The following is a 19,566-nucleotide window of genomic DNA, read 5'->3' as shown; positions in this document are numbered from 1 at the left end:
CCCTCTCCGGGGCGCGTTGTTTCGAGCGGCGCGCGGCCCCCGCGGGCCCCGCCCGCCCCCCCCACATCTGTCGCTGCGAGACTGCGGGATCGTCGTGGCTGGTCGCGCAGTTCCCCGCGCCCCTTCGGGGCACGGCACCGCGTCCGCTCAGGCGCCCTGCCCCCGCGTCGCCGCTTTTCGTTCCTTCTCTGCCTTCTCCTCCGCCTCCATCTCGGCGAAGACATCGATCGGAGCCGGTGCCTTCGCCAGGAAGACCCAGGTCAGCCACACCGCGAGCAGGAACGGCGGGATCTTCAGGGCGATCAGGACCCAGCCGAACTGGGTCGTGTCCGCCCACCAGTAGAGCGGGAAGAGGATCGCGCACTTGGCGAGCAGGATCAGGCCCCAGGCCCAACTGGCCTTTGTGTATGCCTTCTTGCGGCCGGGGTTGCGGGTCCGCCAGGAGAGGTTCTCCTTGAAGACCGGGCCGAGGATCAGGCCGATCAGCGGGACACCCGCGATGGCCGTGATGATGTAGGCGAGGGCGAGGCCCAGGGTGTAGAGCATGCCCGGCAGATAGAAGTCCTTGGCGTTGCCGGTCATCATCGCGAAGACCACACCAAAGGCGACACCGAAGACGCCGCTGAAGGCGTGCTTGACGGTGTCCTTCATGACCAGGCGGACCGCCACGAGCACCAGGGACACCGCGAGGGCCGCGATGGCCGACATGTGCAGGTCCTTGTTGATCGTGAAGATGGTCACGAAGAGCAGGCCGGGGAGAACGGTCTCCACCAGGCCCCGCACGCCACCGAAGGCCTCGAACAGCGCGGCCTCGGTCACGGCCCTGGAATCGGCGTCCTGGTCCGTGCTTCCCTGGTCCGTCGACTTGTCGAGGGACGTCACCGGCTACTCCCGTCCGAGGGGTCTGAGTTCGTACTTGGGGTTGAAGAGCACCCGTCGGCCCCGGCTCATGGATATCCGGCCCGACGCGATCAGCTTGCGCCCCGGTTCTATCCCCACGATGGAGCGCCTGCCGAGCCACACCACGTCCAGCGCCGCCGAGCCGTCGAAGAGCTCGGCCTCCAGGGCCGGAACCCCGGCACGCGGCCGCAGCGTGACCGTGCGCAAGGTACCAGTAACCGTCACTATCTGGCGGTCCTGGCAGTCTCCGATGCGGATGCATCCGGCCGTCTCGGAGTCCTCGCGCAGCTCTTCCGACTCCAGGTCCTCCTGGGAGGAGGACAGCCGGTCGAGCATGCGCCGGAAACGGCCCGCCGGCTTCTCTGAACCAGGAACAGCACTCATACAGGAAGCGTACCGGGGGTCGCCGACAGCGCCGCAATGGGTGCGCTCATCTGTGCTTATGCCCGCTCAGTCCCGGATCGACCCTTGACTCACCGCTCGAACCTGTAACCCATCCCCGGCTCGGTGATGAAGTGCCGCGGATGCGCGGGGTCCGCCTCCAGTTTGCGGCGCAGCTGGGCCATGTAGACGCGCAGGTAGTTCGTCTCCGTGCCGTACGAGGGGCCCCACACCTCCTGGAGCAGCTGCTTCTGGCTGACCAGGCGTCCGGTGTTGCGCACCAGGACCTCGAGCAGATGCCATTCGGTGGGCGTCAGGCGTACGTCGCGGCCGTCGCGGTTGACCTTCTTGGCGGCCAGGTCGACCGTGAAGTCCTCCGTGTCCACCATCACGTCGTCCTCGCCCGCCCCGACCGGCTCGGCCCTGCGGATGGAGGCGCGCAGGCGGGCCAGGAGCTCGTCCATGCCGAAGGGCTTGGTCACGTAGTCGTCGGCGCCCGCGTCGAGGGCCTCGACCTTCTCGTCCGAGCTGTGCCGTGCGGAGAGCACCAGGATCGGTACGCGGGTCCAGCCGCGCAGCCCCCGGATGACCTCCACGCCGTCCATGTCGGGCAGGCCGAGGTCGAGCACGATCACGTCGGGGTGGCGTGCGGCGGCGAGCTGGAGCGCGGTTGCTCCGTCCGGGGCGGCGTCCACCTCGTACTTGCGCGCCTTCAGGTTGATCACGAGGGCGCGTACGATCTGCGGCTCGTCGTCGACCACGAGCACCCGGGTCATGCGTACCTGCCTTTCGGGCTTATCGGTCCTGTCGATGGTGGCGGTCACGAGGTGACCTGGGCGGAGAGATCCGGGCGGACCGGCGGCCGCCCCGCCGCCGCCCGCAGGGTGAGGACCATGGTGAGGCCGCCGCCCGGGGTGTCCTCGGCCTCGAGCGTGCCGCTCATGGCCTCGACGAAGCCGCGGGCGACCGCGAGACCCAGGCCGACGCCCGCACCGCGCGGAGCGTCACCGTAGCGCTGGAACGGCTCGAAGATGCGGTCCTTGGCGGCATCCGGGACGCCGGGACCCCGGTCGACGACGCGGACCTCCACGCGGTCGCCGAGGGCGCTCGCGGAGACCAGGACCGGTTCGGCGTCGGGGCTGTACTTGACGGCGTTCTCGACGATGTTGGCCACGGCGCGCTCCAGGAGCCCCTTGTCGACGGCGACCATGGGCAGCGTCTCGGGGATGTCGAGCTCCGCGCTGCCGTCGGGGACGCCGCCGAGCGCCATCGGGACGACCTCGTCCAGGTCGATCTCGCGGATCAGCGGGGTGACGGTGCCGGTCTGCAGGCGCGACATGTCCAGGAGGTTGCCCACCAGGTGGTCCAGGCGGTCGGCGCCGTCCTCGATGCCCTCCAGGAGCTCGGCCTGGTCCTCCTCGGACCAGGAGACGTCGTCGGAGCGCAGGGAGGTGACGGCGGCCTTGATGCCCGCGAGCGGCGTACGCAGGTCATGGCTGACGGCGGCGAGCAGCGCGGTGCGGATGCGGTTGCCCTCGGCGAGGGTGCGGGCCTGGTCGGCCTCGGACTGCAGGCGCTGGCGGTCCAGGACGACGGCGGCCTGTGCGGCGAACGCGGCGAGCACCCGGCGGTCCTCGGCGGGCAGCACCCGGCCGGAGAGGGCGAGCGCCATGTGGTCGCCGACGGGCATGTCCACGTCCGCGTCCTCGGGGCGGCCCAGCGGCTGCGGCCCCACGCTGCCCGCGCAGGTCCACGGCGCGACGTCGCTCTCGCGCTCCAGAAGGGCCACGGACTCCATGCCGAAGGTCTCGCGGACCCGCTCCAGGAGGGCGTCGAGGGAGGTCTCGCCGCGCAGCACGCTGCCGGCGAGGAAGGAGAGTATCTCCGACTCGGCGCGCAGCCTGGCGGCCTGGTGGGTGCGGCGTGCGGCGAGGTCCACCACGGAGGCGACGGAGATCGCGACGCTCACGAAGACGATGATCGCGACGATGTTCTTGGAGTCGGAGATCGTCCACAGGTGCAGCGGCGGCGTGAAGTAGTAGTTCAGGAGCAGCGAGCCGAAGGCCGCCGACGCCAGGGCCGGCAGCATCCCGCCGAGCAGGGCCGCCGCCACCGTCAGCGTCAGGAACAGCAGCATGTCGTTGGCGAGGCCGAGGTCGGCGTCGACGTGGGTGAGCAGCAGCGTCAGGAGCGCGGGGCCGCCGATGCCCACGAGCCAGCCCCAGATGATCCGGGACCGGCCGAGCCGTGCCCCGCGGGCCACGGGAAGGCCGCGCCCCTTGGCGACCTCGTCGTGCGTGACGATGTGGACGTCCAGGTCGGGGCCCGAGTCGCGGGCCACGGTCGCGCCGACGCCAGGGCCGAAGACGTACTGCCAGGCCTTGCGGCGCGAGGAGCCGAGGACGATCTGGGTGGCGTTGACGCCGCGGGCGAAGTCGAGGAGCGCGTCCGGTATGTCGTCGCCTATGACGTGGTGGAAGGTGCCGCCCAGGTCCTCCACGAGGGTGCGCTGGACCGCGAGCTCCTTGGGCGACGCCGCGGTCAGGCCGTCGCTGCGGGCGATGTAGACGGCGAGGATCTCGCTGCCCGAGCCCTTGGCGGCCATGCGGGACGCGCGGCGGATCAGCGTGCGGCCCTCGGGGCCGCCGGTGAGGCCGACGACGATGCGCTCGCGGGCCTGCCAGGTGGAGCGGATGTTGTGCTCGCCCCGGTACTGCTGGAGGTATTCGTCGACCCGGTCGGCGACCCAGAGGAGCGCGAGTTCGCGCAGCGCGGTGAGGTTGCCGGGGCGGAAGTAGTTGGAGAGGGAGGCGTCGATCCGGTCGGGCTTGTAGATGTTGCCGTGGGCCATGCGGCGACGCAGTGCCTGGGGCGACATGTCGACCAGTTCGATCTGGTCGGCCCGGCGCACCACCTCGTCCGGCACGGTCTCGCGCTGGCGTACGCCGGTGATCGACTCGACGACGTCGCCCAGCGACTCCAGGTGCTGGATGTTCACCGTCGATACGACATCGATGCCCGCCGACAGCAGCTCCTCGACGTCCTGCCAGCGCTTGGCGTTGCGCGATCCCGGCACATTGGTGTGCGCGAGTTCGTCCACCAGGGCGACGGCGGGCGACCGCTCCAGGACGGCGTCGACGTCCATCTCGGTGAAGAGGGTGCCGCGGTACTCCAGCTCCTTGCGGGGCAGCTGTTCGAGGCCGTGCAGCATCACCTCGGTGCGCGGCCGGTTGTGGTGCTCCACAAAGGCCACGACGCAGTCGGTGCCGCGCTCGATACGGCGGTGCGCCTCGGAGAGCATCGCGTACGTCTTGCCGACGCCCGGTGCCGAACCGAGGTATATCCGAAGCTTGCCGCGTGCCATGGCCCCATTGTCTTCCCGAAAACGCTCTGTACGCAGCGTCGACCTTACGGCCAACAATTCCCGCAAAAGGGACGAGGGTGCGCGGACGGGTGCTCCTTGACGCAACCCTGATGGGGCCCGGTCGGAGCCGCTGGGCGGTCGTCAGTGCTCCACGATCTCGCCGTCGCTCAGTTCCAGGACCCGGTCGGCGAGGTCGAGCAGCGCCGTGTCGTGGGTGGCGACCAGGGCGGTGACGCCCTCGCTGCGGACGACGGCGCGCAGCAGCTCCATCACGGCGAGACCGGTCTCCGCGTCGAGCTGCCCGGTGGGTTCGTCGGCGATCAGGAGGGACGGCTTGTTGGCGAGCGCGCGGGCGATCGCCACGCGCTGCTGCTGCCCTCCGGAGAGCTCGCCCGGCCGCTGCCCTGCGTGGTCGGCGAGCCCGACGAGGGCGAGCAGGAGCTCGACGCGCTCTTCACGCGCGCGTGGATCGGTCTTCTTGAGCCGCAGGGGCACGCCGACGTTCTCGGCGGCGCTGAGGATCGGGATGAGTCCGAAGGACTGGAAGATGAAGCCGACGCGGTCGCGCCGCAGCTCCAGGAGCCCGTCCTCGCCGAGGCCCGCGAGTGCGAGACCCTCGACGGTGATCTTCCCCGCGTCCGGGGTGTCGAGCCCGCCGACGAGGTTGAGCAGCGTGGTCTTGCCGGACCCCGACCGGCCCTTCAGGGCGACCAGTTCGCCGCGCGGGACGGTGAACGAGACGCCGCGCAGGGCGTGTACGGCGGCCGCTCCGGTGCCGTACGACCGATGCAGATCCTCGACGACGACCGCGTCCTGCGTCATGCACACTCCCCCGTACGGTCCTGTTGGGCCGGGCGCCAGTATGGTCACCGTACGCCCGGCCCAACAAGGTCCGGATCAGCTCGGGTTGTCCGCGTGGGTGAGGGTCTCCCAGGCGACGAAGAGGTTGTTGGACCCCGCGGGGCGCTTCTGCTCCGTGAGCTTCTGGGTGTTGGTCATCGGCAGCCCCATGCGGCCGTGCAGGGCGTTGTAGCCGACCTCCGTGACGGGGCCGAGGCCCCGGTCCAGCGAGCCCCCGCAGAGCCAGCTCGGCGGTGCCTCGCCCAGCTCGTACTTGGCCTGGAAGCCGAGCCCCTGCCGCAGCCGCTCGCCCACGTCGGTCTTGTAGAGGTCGTCGCCCTGGATGCGGCTGGTCTCGGCGACGTGCGAGATGGCCGAGAGCCCGTACCCGGTGTGCGTGAAGTCGCGGCAGGTCTCCTGGGTGAGACCGGTGACGAAGGTGCCCTGCCCCTGCCAGTACTTGACGATCTTCGCGCGGGTGTCCAGGTTCTGGCTGGGCACGGTCTTGGGCAGGTCGCCGCCAGAGGCGAGATAGACGTAGGCGGCCGTGCGCGTACGGAACTTGGCCATCGCCTTGTCGTACGACCCCTTGTCCTCGATGAAGACGGAGATGCCGATGGCGGCCTCCATCATCGACAGCTCCCAGTTCCCGTTGGAGTTGGAGCCGTTGATGATCTCGGGCAGGTAGACGTTGCGCAGCATCGTCGCGAAGCGGCCCGAGTTGCCCCAGCCTCCGGTGTACGTGTGCTTGATGATCTCGGCGGCCCTGGGCCAGGACGAACCGGCCCAGCCGGTCTGCAGCGGCGCGTTGCTGTTGGTGTGGTCCTTGATGGTGCCGGACCAGGCGTCCATCAGCTCGATGGACTTCTTCGCGTAGCGCTCGTCGCGGGTGATGTACCAGGCGAGAGCGGTGGTGTACGCGGCTGTCGCGTCCTCGCGCTCGTCGGTGCAGCCGTGGTTGGGGTCCGAGTAGGAGCCGCACTCGACGACCGCGCGGGGCTTGGGCGTGCGCGACAGGGAGGCGTACTTGCTCCCCATCATCTGGTCGTAGGCGCCCTTCCAGGGCTGGGCGCCCGCGTTGACCTTCTCCCTGGTGAAGTCCAACTGGCCGCGGGAGACGGTGACTCCGGGGTGGGCGAAGGTGCTGGGCGCGGCGTCGGCGCGCTCGGCGCCGGGCCAGGCGAGGGCGGTGGCGACCAAGGCGGTCACTACGGAGGCGACGGTCGCGAGGACGGTGGTGCGACGTCTGCGGCGGTGACGCACGGGTGTGGGGGTGTCGGCCATGCGAAGGGCCATCCATTCTCGTATGTGAACTTCAAGTGCCTTTCTGAACACGCGTGTTGGCCCGTGACCATAGGTACGGACCAGCCTTCCGTCAAGGCGTGAAGTCACCCCAGACCCCGATGTGGTCCGTCTCCTCCGTGAGCCGCACCCGTCCGCGCAGCCCATAGCGCTCGACGTACTCGCGCGGCAGCTGCAATCGCCCCGCCCGGTCCAGAACCGTGAACTCCTCCCCCGCGCCGCCCTGTTCACGCAGCGTCTCCGTAGACGTACGCCCGTCCCGGATGCGCACGGTGCGGCGGACCTGCCCGGACACCAGCGGGTCGTGCGTGACGACCAGGACGGTCGCGCCGAGCTCCTCGTTGGCGCGGCGCAGCGCGGCGAACACCTCCTCGCCGCTGGCCGTGTCCAGCTCTCCGGTGGGCTCGTCGGCCAGCAGGACGCGCGGCGCGTTGGCGGTGGCGACCGCGACGGCGATCCGCTGCTGCTCGCCGCCGGACAGCTCGGCGGGGCGCCGGTCGCGGCAGTGCGCGACGCCGAGCACACCGAGCAGTTCGGCGGCCCGCGCCGCCCGCTCGCGACGGGGCACGCGCGCGTACTTCATCGGCAGCGCGACGTTCTCCAGGGCGGTGAGGTACGGCAGCAGGTTGCGCCCGGTCTGCTGCCAGACGAAGCCGACGGTCTTCCTGCGATAGCCGAGGCGTTCACGGCGCCCCATGGCGAGCAGGTCGTGGCCCGCGACGCTCGCCCGTCCCGCGGTCGGCAGATCGAGCCCCGAGAGGATCGACAGAAGGGTGGACTTGCCGGAGCCCGATGCGCCCACGAGGGCCAGGCACTCCCCTTCCCCGACCACCAGGTCGAGCCCCTGGAGCGCCTGCACCTCCACCGCGTCGGTGCGATAGACGCGTACGAGGTTGTCGCAGACGACCAGACCCTCGTCACCGGTGGGGCGGCGCGCGGCGGTCGCCCGTGCCTCCAGGTCGGCGAGTTCAGTCATCGTTCCTCCCCAGTCGCAGGACGGCGCCGAGGCCCCGTCGCCGTCCGAGCCATGTCTCCACGCCCACCGCGGCCGCCACCAGGGCGATGGCCCCGGCGGCCGGCACCGCGGTGAACAGCGCGTCGGTCCGCAGGGCGGGCGCGGCGGGCCCGCCGGTGAACTCCCGCAGGTCGAGGGCGGGTCCGAGCAGCTCGGGCAGGGTGAGACCGAGCGTGACACCGCCCGCCACGGCCGCGAGGACCAGCGGAAGGAGCTGGAGCAGATGCAGTCCGGCGACGGCACGGCCGCCCAGGCCGAGTGTGCGCAGCCGGGCGGCGGTGCTGCCGCGTGCGGGGGCGGACAGCAGGAGTTCGAGTACGAGAGCGAGCAGCGCGAGGAGCACGGCCACGGCGGTGCACGCGGTGTGCGCGGCGGTCACCGCCGCGATCAGGCCGTCCTCGTCGGCCTCGGCCTGCTCCTCGGCACGGATCCGCAGCTCTCCGACGCCGATGCCCGGTGCGCTGCGCGGGACGACGGAACGCAGCCGGTCCGGGTCCAGGCGCGGCCCGTACAGGAGCAGGGCGGACTCCTCGAACTCGCTCGCTTCGAAGGCCTCCAGGTCCCGGTTGTCGGCGAGCAGGAGACGTTCTCTGCCCTCGGTGCCGTCGCGTACGGGGCCGAGGGCGGGGTCGCTCTTCACCGCGTCGGGCAGGGGGCCCACGACGCGCAGGCGCCGTTCCTTGCCGTGCACGGTGATGGTGAGCGCGTCGCCCGCGTCGGCGGCGTCGGCGAGCACCCGGATGTCACGGCTGTCACCGCCCCCGCTGATGCCCGCGCCGATGAGCGCGCGGGCCGCCGGTGAACTCCCCGCCGCTGAGCGCAGTTTCATGCCGTCGACGCCGATCAGGCCGGCGATCCCGTACCGCCCGCCGTCCGTCCCGCTCATCGGGTCGACCCGCAGCTGCCGCACCGTCACCGTCTCCCGCACCCCACGCGCGCGTGCCAGGCGCTCCGCGGTCTCGGGGTCACGCCCGGCCCCCAGGAAGGAGGCATCGGCACCCACCCGCCAGGCGGCCGCGTCCCGCCGCCCCTCCGTCAGCGTCCCGGTGACCAGACCGCCGAACACGGCACCGGCGAGCGTCACCACCAGGACGAGCAGCGCGAGCGCCCGGGCGGGGGCCTCCTTGGCGGCACGGGACAGCGCGATGAGGACCACGGCTCCGCGCCACCGGGCCGACCAGCGCGCGACAAGGCGTACCGGCAGGGGATAGAGGCGCACGAGCACCACCACCGTGGCGAGCCCGAGCAGCACGGGCACGGCGGCCAGCAGCGGATCGTCTCCCGAGCCGCCCGTGGTGCCACGGGCCCGCAGGGCGAGGACACCCCCCGCCGCGACCACCAGCACACCTGCCTCGGCGACGGCACGGCGGCCGCCGCCGGATCCCCTGTCCCGAAGGAGGGCCCGGTCCCGCACGGCCCACCAGGTGAGCAGGGGCAGCAACAGCCAGGCGCACAGGGCGACTAGCGCCCCACGCCCGTACGCAGCCGACGCGGACGCAGTGGACGCCGCAGCCGACGGGGACGCCGCACCCGGCGGCAGCGAGGCGCCCGCGCAGCCGGCCACGAACCCCAGGACCACGGCCGGTGCGGTCCACAGCGCGCGCCCCAGGGCGATCCCCGAGGCCGACGCTCCACGCGCGCGTTGCAGACGGTGAACGTCAAGCCGACGGCGTACGAAGAGCAGCGAGGCGACCACGACGGCGGCAAGGCCCACCGCTGTCACCGAGGCGAGTGCGAAGGAGATCACGACGCTCCCCTGCCGCCACTGCCGCTGGAACTCGTCCAGGGTGTCCGGCAGTTGGGTCGCGGTCTCCACCTCGGTGGCCGGATGCGAGCCGAGGGCGCAGGCCATGCCGCCGTACGTCCCGAAGTCACAGGTGACGCCCTGCACGGACTCCGGATAGCGGAACATGAGGCGTTCGAAGTCGCGCTGCCCCTGATCACCGACGAAGCGCGCGGCGTCCGCGCCGAGGTCGAGCCGCATGCCCCAGACCACGGTGAGCTCGGCGCGCGACTGGTTCTGCAGCACTTCGACGCCGCGGGGCGCGATGAGGGCGCCGGCATACCGCACCGTGTCGTCCGCCCCGCCGCGCGGATCCCGTGCCGTACGCGCGAGCAGCGGCTGCTCGCGCCAGAGCCGCCGCCCGTCTTCGGCGGCGAAGAACCCGACCACCCGGGCCGGTGCGTCCACGTTCTCCAACGCGCCGGGCCCGAGCCGGAGTTCCTGCCCGAGCCGCAGCTTCAGCGCGTCACGGGTACGGGTGGAGACGGCGATCTCGACCACGCCGCCACGCGCGCGTGGGGGCCGCCCTGCGGCATAGGCGGCAGCGGGCGGCGCGTCGGAGGCGTACAGCAACGACAGAGTGGTCCCGTCGCCGGTCCGCACACCGGGCAGCGCGATCCGGGTGGAGTCGCGGACGAGGTCACCCCGCAGGGCGGCGGGAGCGGCATTCTCGATGAGGGTCGAGAACCGCCCGAGATCAGCACCCAGCGCACTCTTCTCACCGGGCCGCTCCACCTCCGGATCGAACCGCATCCGGTGCGTGATCCCGGGCGCGTCCCGCTGCTCCTGCTCAAGCCGCACCGCCAAGGCATCCCCGGAGGACCGCTCAAGCACCCCCGGCCCGGCCACAACGACCCCACTGAGCACAGCCACAAGCACCGCAAGACACCCGAGCAGCGCGAACTCCCCCTGCACCAGCCGCCTCATACGCCACCACGCCCAGTTGGCACCCGCCGCTTCATACGCCACCACACCCAGTTGGCACCCGCCGCCTCACACGCCACCACGCACCCGCCGACACCACCCGCGCGACGCCAACACACCCCCCGGACAACCGCTCAAGCACGCCCGCCCCAGCCACAACGACCCCACCGGGCACAGCCACAACCACCGCGAGGCACCCGAGCAGCGTCAGCTCCCCCTGCACCAGCCGCTTCATACGCCACCGCGCCCTGTTGGCACCCACCAGCACCGCCCACGCGACACCAACACACCCCCGGACGCCCCCTCAAACATCCCGCGCCCGGCCACCACGACCCCGCCAAGCACGGCCACCACCACCGCAAGACGTCCGAACTGCCCCAACTCCCCCTGCACCAGCCGCTTCACACGCCACCACGCCCAGTCCGCGCCCACCGGCACTCCGCCCCAGCTCCCCGCGCCCCGGCCCTTCCCACGTCCTCCCGCGCCCGCAACACCCAGCCCAAATCACCCGCGCCACCACCCACACCACCCCGCACACGCCCCCCGCCGAGCACAGCCACAACCACCGCAAGACACCCGAACAGCCCCAACTCCCCCACCCCAGCCGCCCTTCACACGTCCTCCCCCGCCCGCAGCACCCGCCCCAGATCCACCCGTGCCACCACCCGCGCCGCCCCGCTCACCACCGCGCAGATCACCGCCGTCACGCCCGCCGCCGCCAGGCCGACCCGGCCCCACGGAACCTCCGTGAGCAGGCCGGGGAAGACCGGGGCGCCCTCCGCGTCCACCGTCACCACCGGCATGATCAGCGCGGCTAGGCCCGCTCCGAGAGCCGTGCCCAGGATCGCTGCCGCGCCGGCCAGCGTCAGTTGCTCCGTCCAGAGGTATGCGGCGAGCTGGCCCCGACGTACGCCCAAGGCCCTCAGCAACGCGAACTCCCGGCCTCTGGCCCGCGCCGAGAGCACCGTGTGCAGGGTGAAGGCGATCACGGCGAACGCCGGCGCCAGCGCGAGGCACAGCACGAGCCCCGCCCGCGCCCCACGCCGCAAGGGGTCCTCGGCGAGCTCCACGCGCGCGTGGGGCACGTCCACGGCCGTGCCGAGGCGCGGCCCGTCCCGCACCGCCTCCCACGCGGCAGTGGCGTCGCCCCGCTCCGCCCCCGCCCACCACATGCTCTCCGGCCCCGGCAGCGCCCCGCTGAGCACCAACTGGGCGGCCATGGCCCGCGAGTCGGCGAGCAGCCGGGGCCGGTCGCGCGCGAGGCCCGGCACCGCCGCGATCCGCCCGACGATCTTCAGCCGCGCATCGCCGCCCGTGCTCCGCCGCACCGTCACCGTGTCCCCGACCCGCATCGCCCCGGAGTCGAGCAGCGCACGATCGGCGAGCGCGGGCGCGGCAGGGCGCCCCTTGGCGCTGTCGGTGCCGAGGCGGACGCCCCACGTCGGGTACTTGAGCCGCGTGTCGGGCCCTCGGAGCACCGCGTCGAGCAGCACGCCGGCCCCCTCGCCTGCCCGGTCCGCGCAGAGGACCGGGCCCGGCGCCTCGCCCACCACCCCGCGCGGCTTCTCGACCCCGGGACACCCCGCCCCGTACCGGTCGGGCGCGTCCGCACGCAGGTCGTGCCAGCGAGCCGCCCGGGTGAGACCGGGCACCCGGTCGACGCGGAGCCGGTAGGTGCGCCGTACCGTCTCGCCCACCATGCTCAGGTCGATCTGCAGGATCCGTACGCCGCCACCACGGATCGGCACCTTCAAAGGAAGCGTCCTGGAGCCACCTTCTTTAAGAAGAGCGGCACTTGAGTGGACGAGACCGTCGTCGTCCTCGAAGAAGACGGTGAGCCGGACGGGCACGGCGCGACCGGGCCCATCGGCCGAAAGCCCCACCCGGAGCGGGAGCCGGCCCTCGGAACGGGCAACCGGCAGCCCATGCGACGGAATCCCCTTCCCCAGCGGCGCGACAAGCTCCCGCAGCGGCCGGTCCGCGAGATCGCCCCGCAGCGAAGGCACCGGACCACGCCCGGTGTTGATCCCCGTGACGGCCACCGCGTCCTGTCCGACATAGCCCTCCGTGGTCACCACGGGAGTGACCGCGCTGACCCCGGGCAGCGCGCCGTACGTCACGCGCCGCTCCCCGGACGGCACGCCATCGCCCGGCTCGATCCGCAGATCGGCGCCCACCTGGAAGGCGGCCTGGTCCTGGTCCCCCCGGTCGAGAACGGCCAAGGCGGTGCTGCTCAGCCCCGCGACGGCCAGGGCCAGCGTCACCACCAGGGCGGGCCCCGCGTGCCGGGCGGCCCGCCGGCCGATCTGCCACCCGCCGAGCGGCAGCACAAGTCCCTTGCCACGCCGGGCCAGCGGGTCGATGGCCCGGGTGAGCAGGGGCAGCAGCCGCAGCACGAGGAGCGCGGCCGCGGTGGTCATCACCACGGGCGCGAAGACGAGCACCGGGTCGACGCTGCCGCCGGTCACCGGCGACCGGTACTGCCGCAGCTGCAGCCACCCGAGGACCGCCACCGCCCCAAGCCCGACATCGGCCCCGACCCGCTGCACCCCCGCGAACCTCCCCACCCGCAGCCGGAGCCGGCTCACCGCCCGCCGGTCCCGCACCGCCCGCGCCGTGGGCAGCAGCACCGCGGCCCCGTGCACCAGGACGGCGAGCCCGGCGGCCACCCATCCGGCGGTGATCGCGGCCGTGTCCGGTACGTCACCGTCCAGCAGCCCGGCCACTGCGAGCAGCCGCAGCAGCGGCCCGGCGATGAAGGGCGCGGCGACCCCCATCGGCAGGGCGATCGCCGCCCACTGCACTCCGGCCGACACCACGAGCCGCCGCGTTCCCGCGCCCCTTGCGGCGAGCAACGCAAGCTCCGGGCGCCGGTGTTCGGAGAGCTGGCGCCCGGTGAGCACGAGGGCCGCGACCGCGAGGGCTGCAAGGAGCGTGGCCGGGACGTAAAGCCCGGCGCGGGCCACGGCGATGGGCGTCGTCAGCCGGTCCACGGCCCTGCGCAGCCCCGCCGACACGGTCAGATCGGTCGCGGCCCCCTTCCCCCGCAGCACCGACAGGGAGGCATCGCTGCCGCCGAACTTCCGGGCGCGCTCCCCCAAGGGGTCGATGTCACCGAGCCGCAGCCCCCGCACATCGGGCACGCCCAGCCACAGCGCCGAGGCGTCCTTCGCGAGCGCCGGCCGCGCCGTGAACGCACCGCGCGGCACCAGGGCGATGGAGTCGGCCGTCCCGAACGTGCTGCTCAGGCCGGCCCACAGCGCGGGCCCGTGCCCCTCGCTCGCGTAGAGCCCGACCACCCGCATCCGCACCGGCCGCCCACCGGCGCCGCTCACGCGCAGCTCGTCACCGGTCCGCACCGCGAGCTCGGCCGCGAACGCCTTGGTCAGGACGGTCTCCATGACCTCAGGGCCAGAACCTGAGGTGCCCGAGGTGCCCGAGGTGCCCGAGGAGCCCGCGGGGCCCGCGGAGCCCGAGGAGCCCGCGGAGCCCGACGAGCCCGCGGAGCCCGACGAGCCCGCAGAGCCCGCAGAGCCCGAGGAGCCCGAGGAACCTGCGGAGCCCGACGAGCCCGCAGAGCCGCCCCGCGGCCACCGCCCCGCCACCAGGTCGGCATGGCGCCGCGCCCCTTCCAGCGCGACCACGGACACCGTGGCGTCCTCGCGGCGGCGCCCCGCGGCCTCGGTCACGGCGAGCTCGTCGTTGCGCGCCGCGGGCGCCCGCAGCGCGAGACGGGTCCGATGAGGTACGTCGCCATAGGTGCGCCCGACCGCGGCCCGCACGTCCGCGTCCCACTGCCGCACATGATCCGACCGGTAACGCCCCGCCACCTCGACGACGGCCTCCCGGTCCGCGGCGAGCCGCTGCCGCACCCCGCCCTCGACCGCCTTCTCGGTCAACGCGGCGAGCGCGGCGAGCACCGTGGCAGCAAGGAGGACGGCAAGACCGGCGGCCCCGAGCACCATCCCGTGATACCGGCCTCTCCGCACCGCCGCGGGCACGCGCCGTCCACTCACCACACCGGTCTCCCCCCGCGTGACCGGCACAGTATGGACGTACGCAAATGTGGCCCGCAACGGTCCGGACAGACCGGATCGCCGCGAGCCACAAGGGAGTTGAACCGACGTCAGTTCTTGTCGGCGACAAGCTCCTTGAGCGCGATGTTGAGTTGGAGGACGTTGACCCGCGGCTCGCCCATGAAGCCGAGGATCCGCCCGTCGACATGCTCGTCGACCAGCTTCTGGACCTGCGCGACGCCCAGGTGGTTCTTCTCCGCGATGCGGTGCACCTGGAGGTCGGCGTAGTCCGGGGAGATGTGCGGGTCCAGACCCGAGCCGGACGAGGTGACGGCCTCGGCCGGCACATCCGATGGCTTGACCTTGAAGCCGGCCGTGGAGTTGTCCTTGACGACGGCCGCCTGCGCGTCCTTCACCTGCTTGATCAGGTCCTTGTTGTCACCGGCGAGGTTGGTGGCACCGGACAGGATCAGCTGGTACTGCGTGTTGACGCTGTTCTCGCCCAGGCCGTTGGAGGGCCGCGGCTGGAACCACTTGAGGTCGGGCTCGGCCGTCTCCTGACCCTTCTTCAGGGGCAAGTCGTAACGCTGCCCAATGAGTTCGGAGCCGACGGCCTTGCCCCCGCTCTTGATCTCCGAGCCGTTGGCCTTGTCGTTGAACAGGGCCTGGGCGATCCCGGTGACGGCGAGCGGGTAGATGACGCCGCAGATCACGGTCAGGACGAGCAGGGCCCGCAGGCCCGCCCACAGCAACCGGCCCGTATTTCCTACCGAGTTGTTCATAGCCATCAACCGATTCCGGGGATGAGAGAAATGATCAGGTCAATGATCTTGATGCCGATGAACGGGGCGATGAGACCGCCGAGCCCATAGATGCCGAGGTTGCGCCGCAGCATCTTGTCCGCGCTCATCGGCCGGTACCGCACGCCCTTCAGGGCCAGCGGCACAAGCGCGATGATGATCAGCGCGTTGAAGATGACGGCCGACAGGATGGCCGACTCCGGAGAGGACAGGTTCATGATGTTGAGCTTGTCCAGGCCCGGATAGACCACGGCGAACATGGCCGGGATGATCGCGAAGTACTTCGCGACGTCGTTGGCGATCGAGAACGTCGTCAACGCGCCCCGGGTGATCAGCAGTTGCTTGCCGATCTCCACGATCTCGATGAGCTTGGTGGGGTTGGAGTCCAGGTCCACCATGTTCCCGGCCTCCTTGGCGGCCGAGGTCCCGGTGTTCATCGCCACACCCACGTCGGCCTGCGCGAGCGCGGGCGCGTCGTTGGTGCCGTCACCGGTCATCGCGACGAGCTTGCCACCGGCCTGCTCACGCTTGATCAGCGCCATCTTGTCCTCGGGCGTGGCCTCGGCGAGGAAGTCGTCCACACCCGCCTCGTCCGCGATCGCCTTGGCGGTCAGCGGGTTGTCACCCGTGATCATGACCGTCTTGATGCCCATCCGGCGCAGCTCGTCGAACCGCTCCCGCATGCCCTCCTTGACGACATCCTTCAGGTGGATGACACCAAGAACCCGCGCCCCCTTCTCGTCCTTGGCGGCGACCAGGAGCGGCGTGCCACCGGCCTGCGAGATCGAGTCGGTCAGCTCCTGGGCGTCGTCGGAGACGGTGCCGCCGTTCTCGGTGACCCAGGCGACGACCGAACCGGTCGCGCCCTTGCGGACCTTGCGCCCGGCCCCGTTCTCGACGAGGTCCACACCGGACATCCGGGTCTGCGCGGTGAAGGCGACCCACTCGGCCCCCTCCAACTCACCCTGGTGCCGCTCGCGAAGCCCGTACTTCTCCTTCGCCAGTACGACGATGGAGCGGCCCTCGGGCGTCTCGTCGGCCAGCGACGAGAGCTGGGCGGCGTCCGCGAGCTCGGCGGCCGTGGTGCCGCGCACCGGCACGAACTCGGACGCCTGCCGGTTGCCCAGCGTGATGGTGCCGGTCTTGTCCAGGAGCAGCGTCGAGACGTCACCGGCGGCCTCGACCGCCCTGCCGGACATGGCAAGGACATTGCGCTGGACCAGGCGGTCCATGCCGGCGATACCGATCGCCGAGAGCAGCGCACCGATCGTCGTCGGAATGAGGCACACCAGGAGCGCGGCCAGCACGATCATGGACTGCTCGGCACCGGCGTACACGGCGAACGGCTGGAGCGTCACGACGGCGAGCAGGAAGACGATGGTGAGGGACGCGAGAAGGATGTTCAGCGCGATCTCGTTGGGCGTCTTCTGCCGGGCGGCGCCCTCGACCAGGTTGATCATGCGGTCGATGAACGTCTCGCCGGGCTTCGTCGTGATCTTGATGACGATGCGGTCCGAGAGCACCTTCGTGCCGCCCGTGACGGCGGACCGGTCACCGCCCGACTCCCGGATGACCGGGGCCGATTCACCGGTGATCGCCGACTCGTCGACGCTCGCGACGCCCTCGACGACGTCACCGTCGCCGGGGATCACATCGCCCGCCTCACAGACGACCAGATCGCCGATGCGCAGTTCCGTGCCCGGCACCGACTCTTCGATGCCGCCGTTCAAACGGCGCGCGACGGTGTCGGTCTTGGCCTTGCGCAGGGTGTCGGCCTGCGCCTTGCCGCGGCCCTCGGCCACCGCCTCCGCCAGATTGGCGAAGATCGTGGTCAGCCACAGCCACACCGCGATCGCCCAGCCGAACCAGTCGCCCGGGTCCTTGACCGCGAGCACGGTGGTGATCACCGAGCCGATCAGGACGACGAACATGACGGGCGACTTGACCATCACCCGCGGGTCGAGCTTCTTCATCGCGTCCGGGAAGGACTTCAGCAGCTGCTTGGGGTCGAACAGACCCCCGCCGACCCGGCCGCCGCCGTCCTTGTGCCCGCCGGGCAGATCCTGGTGCGGTGCACGGGTGGGAGTGGCGGTGGACATGGAGCCGGGCTCCTCTTGCTTCTCTATGTCGGTGGTCATGACGCGAGCCCCTCGGCCAATGGCCCAAGGGCCAGTGCGGGGAAGTAGGTCAGACCGGTGATGATCATGATGGTGCCGACCAACAACCCGGTGAACAGCGGCTTTTCGGTACGCAGCGTGCCCGCCGTCTCCGGAACCGGCTTCTGCTCGGCCAGCGAACCCGCAAGGGCGAGCACGAACACCATCGGCAGGAACCGGCCGAGCAGCATCGCAAGCCCGATCGTGGTGTTGAACCAGTCGGTGTCCGCGCTCAGACCCGCGAAGGCCGAACCGTTGTTGTTCGCCCCGGACGTGAACGCGTACAGAATCTCCGAGAAACCGTGCGCCCCGGAGTTCAGCATCGAGTCCTTCGGCGTCGGCAGCGCCATCGACACCGCCGTGAACCCGAGCACCAGAGCGGGCGTGATCAGGATGTAGCAGGCCGCCAGCTTGATCTCGCGGGTGCCGATCTTCTTGCCCAGGTACTCCGGCGTACGCCCGACCATCAGACCCGCGATGAACACCGCGATGATCGCCATGATCAGCATGCCGTAGAGACCAGAACCCGTACCGCCGGGCGCGATCTCGCCCAACTGCATGCCCAGCAGATCCAGTCCGCCACCGAAACCTGTGTTCGACGAGTGGAAGGAGTTGACCGCGCCCGTCGAGGTCAGCGTCGTGGCCACCGAGAAGATCGCCGAGCCGCCGATCCCGAACCGCGTCTCCTTGCCCTCCAGGGCCCCGCCCGCGACATCGAACGCCGGTCCGCCGTGGTGGAATTCGGTCCACATCATCAACGCGGTGAAACCGATCCAGATCGTCGCCATCGTGGCGAGAATCGCGTATCCCTGCTTCACGCTGCCGACCATCCTGCCGAAGGTCCGCGTCAACGCGAAGGGGATCACCAGGATCAAGAACACCTCGAAGAGGTTCGAGAAGGCGTTGGGATTCTCAAAGGGATGGGCCGAGTTGGCGTTGAAGTAACCGCCACCGTTGGTGCCCAGCTCCTTGATGACCTCCTGCGAGGCCACCGCCCCGCCGTTCCATTCCCGGCTGCCGCCCATGAACTGCCCGACCTCATGAATGCCGGAGAAGTTCTGGATCGCGCCACAGGCCACCAGCACGATCGCGCCGATCACCGAGATCGGGATCAGAATGCGTACGACACCGCGCACCAGGTCGGCCCAGAAGTTGCCCAACTCCCCCGTACGGGAACGGGCGAAGCCCCGCACCAGCGCGACGGCGACCGCGATGCCCACGGCGGCCGACACGAAGTTCTGCACCGCGAGGCCACCGGTCTGCACGACGTGGCCCATGGCCTGTTCGCCGGAGTACGACTGCCAGTTGGTGTTCGCGACGAAGGAGGCGGCGGTGTTGAACGCCTGGTCCGGATCGATCGACTTGAAGCCGAGCGATCCGGGCAGCGAACCCTGCAGGCGCTGCAGCAGATAGAGGAAGAGCACACCGACCGCGGAGAAGGCGAGTACGCCGCGCAGATACGCGGGCCAGCGCATCTCCGTGTCGGGGTTGGCGCCGATGGCCTTGTAGATCCACTTCTCGCCACGAAGATGCTTCTTCGAGCCGTAGACCTTGGCCATGTAATCGCCGAGCGGACGGTATGCAAGGCCCAGCGCCACTATCAGCGCGAGCAGCTGGAGCACACCGGAAAGAACAGGGCTCATATCCGTACTCAGAACCTCTCCGGGAACACAAGAGCGAGAACGAGATAGCCCAGCAGAGCGACGGCCACGACAAGACCGACGATGTTCTCGGCAGTCACAGCTTCGCCACCCCCTTGGCGACAAAGGCCACCAGCGCGAACACCGCGATCGTGGTGACGACGAAGGCCACGTCGGCCATCGTGTGCTCCTAGGAGAGATTCGGGTTTCCTGACCTCTTGAGCAAACCCCCTCCCTGGCCGGATTCGACCGCCGTTGACGCCTCCCTTACGGCCCTTGGCGCTCCATTGACGACTCTCTTACGGCTCTCTCCGCCACGCCCCCTCCCGCCTGCGAAAACGCCGGGGGGGGGCCCCCCCCCCGGGAGGGGGGGGGCCCCCGCGGGCGCCCCATGTCGCCGGGGCCACAGGCCCCCCCCCGGCGGGGCGCCGGCCCCCCGGGGGGA

General features: G+C 71.1%; 13 protein-coding genes. All 13 read right to left on the bottom strand.

What is annotated here, in order from left to right:
• Nucleotides 1–147 precede the first annotated feature (147 nt).
• The gene (locus tag ACFWY6_RS30790; protein WP_384697180.1) at nucleotides 148–882 is read right to left on the bottom strand and encodes a DUF3159 domain-containing protein; all 735 of its coding nucleotides are present in this window, start codon (nucleotides 880–882) and stop codon (nucleotides 148–150) included.
• Between the two features lie 3 nt (nucleotides 883–885).
• A complete protein-coding gene (locus ACFWY6_RS30785; RefSeq protein WP_135334630.1) occupies nucleotides 886–1,284 on the bottom strand; it encodes an OB-fold nucleic acid binding domain-containing protein in 399 nt (132 codons plus the stop codon).
• A gap of 89 nt (nucleotides 1,285–1,373) precedes the next feature.
• A complete protein-coding gene (locus tag ACFWY6_RS30780; RefSeq protein ID WP_361816881.1) occupies nucleotides 1,374–2,057 on the bottom strand; it encodes a response regulator in 684 nt (227 codons plus the stop codon).
• Between the two features lie 44 nt (nucleotides 2,058–2,101).
• Nucleotides 2,102–4,645: an ATP-binding protein gene (locus ACFWY6_RS30775; protein ID WP_384697178.1), complete on the bottom strand. Its 2,544-nt coding sequence runs from the start codon at nucleotides 4,643–4,645 to the stop codon at nucleotides 2,102–2,104.
• Between the two features lie 141 nt (nucleotides 4,646–4,786).
• A complete protein-coding gene (locus ACFWY6_RS30770) occupies nucleotides 4,787–5,467 on the bottom strand; it encodes an ABC transporter ATP-binding protein (protein ID WP_384697176.1) in 681 nt (226 codons plus the stop codon).
• Between the two features lie 75 nt (nucleotides 5,468–5,542).
• Complete coding sequence (locus ACFWY6_RS30765; protein ID WP_384697173.1) at nucleotides 5,543–6,769, bottom strand: alginate lyase family protein; 1,227 nt, start codon at nucleotides 6,767–6,769, stop codon at nucleotides 5,543–5,545.
• Between the two features lie 91 nt (nucleotides 6,770–6,860).
• On the bottom strand, nucleotides 6,861–7,763 hold the full coding sequence (locus ACFWY6_RS30760; RefSeq protein WP_384697171.1) for an ABC transporter ATP-binding protein: 903 nt from the start codon (nucleotides 7,761–7,763) through the stop codon (nucleotides 6,861–6,863).
• Nucleotides 7,756–10,512 (bottom strand): hypothetical protein, encoded by a 2,757-nt coding sequence (locus ACFWY6_RS30755; RefSeq protein ID WP_384697168.1) that lies wholly within the window; start codon nucleotides 10,510–10,512, stop codon nucleotides 7,756–7,758. The genes ACFWY6_RS30760 and ACFWY6_RS30755 overlap by 8 nt, the downstream gene beginning before the upstream one ends.
• A 608-nt stretch (nucleotides 10,513–11,120) precedes the next feature.
• Nucleotides 11,121–14,525 (bottom strand): FtsX-like permease family protein, encoded by a 3,405-nt coding sequence (locus ACFWY6_RS30750; RefSeq protein ID WP_384697165.1) that lies wholly within the window; start codon nucleotides 14,523–14,525, stop codon nucleotides 11,121–11,123.
• 110 nt (nucleotides 14,526–14,635) lie between these two features.
• A complete protein-coding gene (locus ACFWY6_RS30745; protein ID WP_384697183.1) occupies nucleotides 14,636–15,307 on the bottom strand; it encodes a potassium-transporting ATPase subunit C in 672 nt (223 codons plus the stop codon).
• Between the two features lie 5 nt (nucleotides 15,308–15,312).
• On the bottom strand, nucleotides 15,313–17,463 hold the full coding sequence (gene kdpB / locus ACFWY6_RS30740) for a potassium-transporting ATPase subunit KdpB (RefSeq protein WP_384697162.1): 2,151 nt from the start codon (nucleotides 17,461–17,463) through the stop codon (nucleotides 15,313–15,315).
• Entirely contained in the window at nucleotides 17,460–19,124 is a 1,665-nt protein-coding gene (gene kdpA / locus ACFWY6_RS30735; protein ID WP_384697159.1) for a potassium-transporting ATPase subunit KdpA, read from the bottom strand. The genes kdpB and kdpA overlap by 4 nt, the downstream gene beginning before the upstream one ends.
• A gap of 8 nt (nucleotides 19,125–19,132) precedes the next feature.
• Nucleotides 19,133–19,222, bottom strand: a complete 90-nt coding sequence (kdpF, locus tag ACFWY6_RS30730) for a K(+)-transporting ATPase subunit F (RefSeq protein ID WP_033264828.1) — start codon at nucleotides 19,220–19,222, stop codon at nucleotides 19,133–19,135.
• Between the last annotated feature and the right edge of the window lie 344 nt (nucleotides 19,223–19,566).

The organism is Streptomyces sp. NPDC059037 (assembly GCF_042740015.1).
GTDB lineage: Bacteria > Actinomycetota > Actinomycetes > Streptomycetales > Streptomycetaceae > Streptomyces.
Note: the sequence above shows the minus strand (reverse complement) of the source record. Positions and strands in the feature narration are given on the sequence as shown.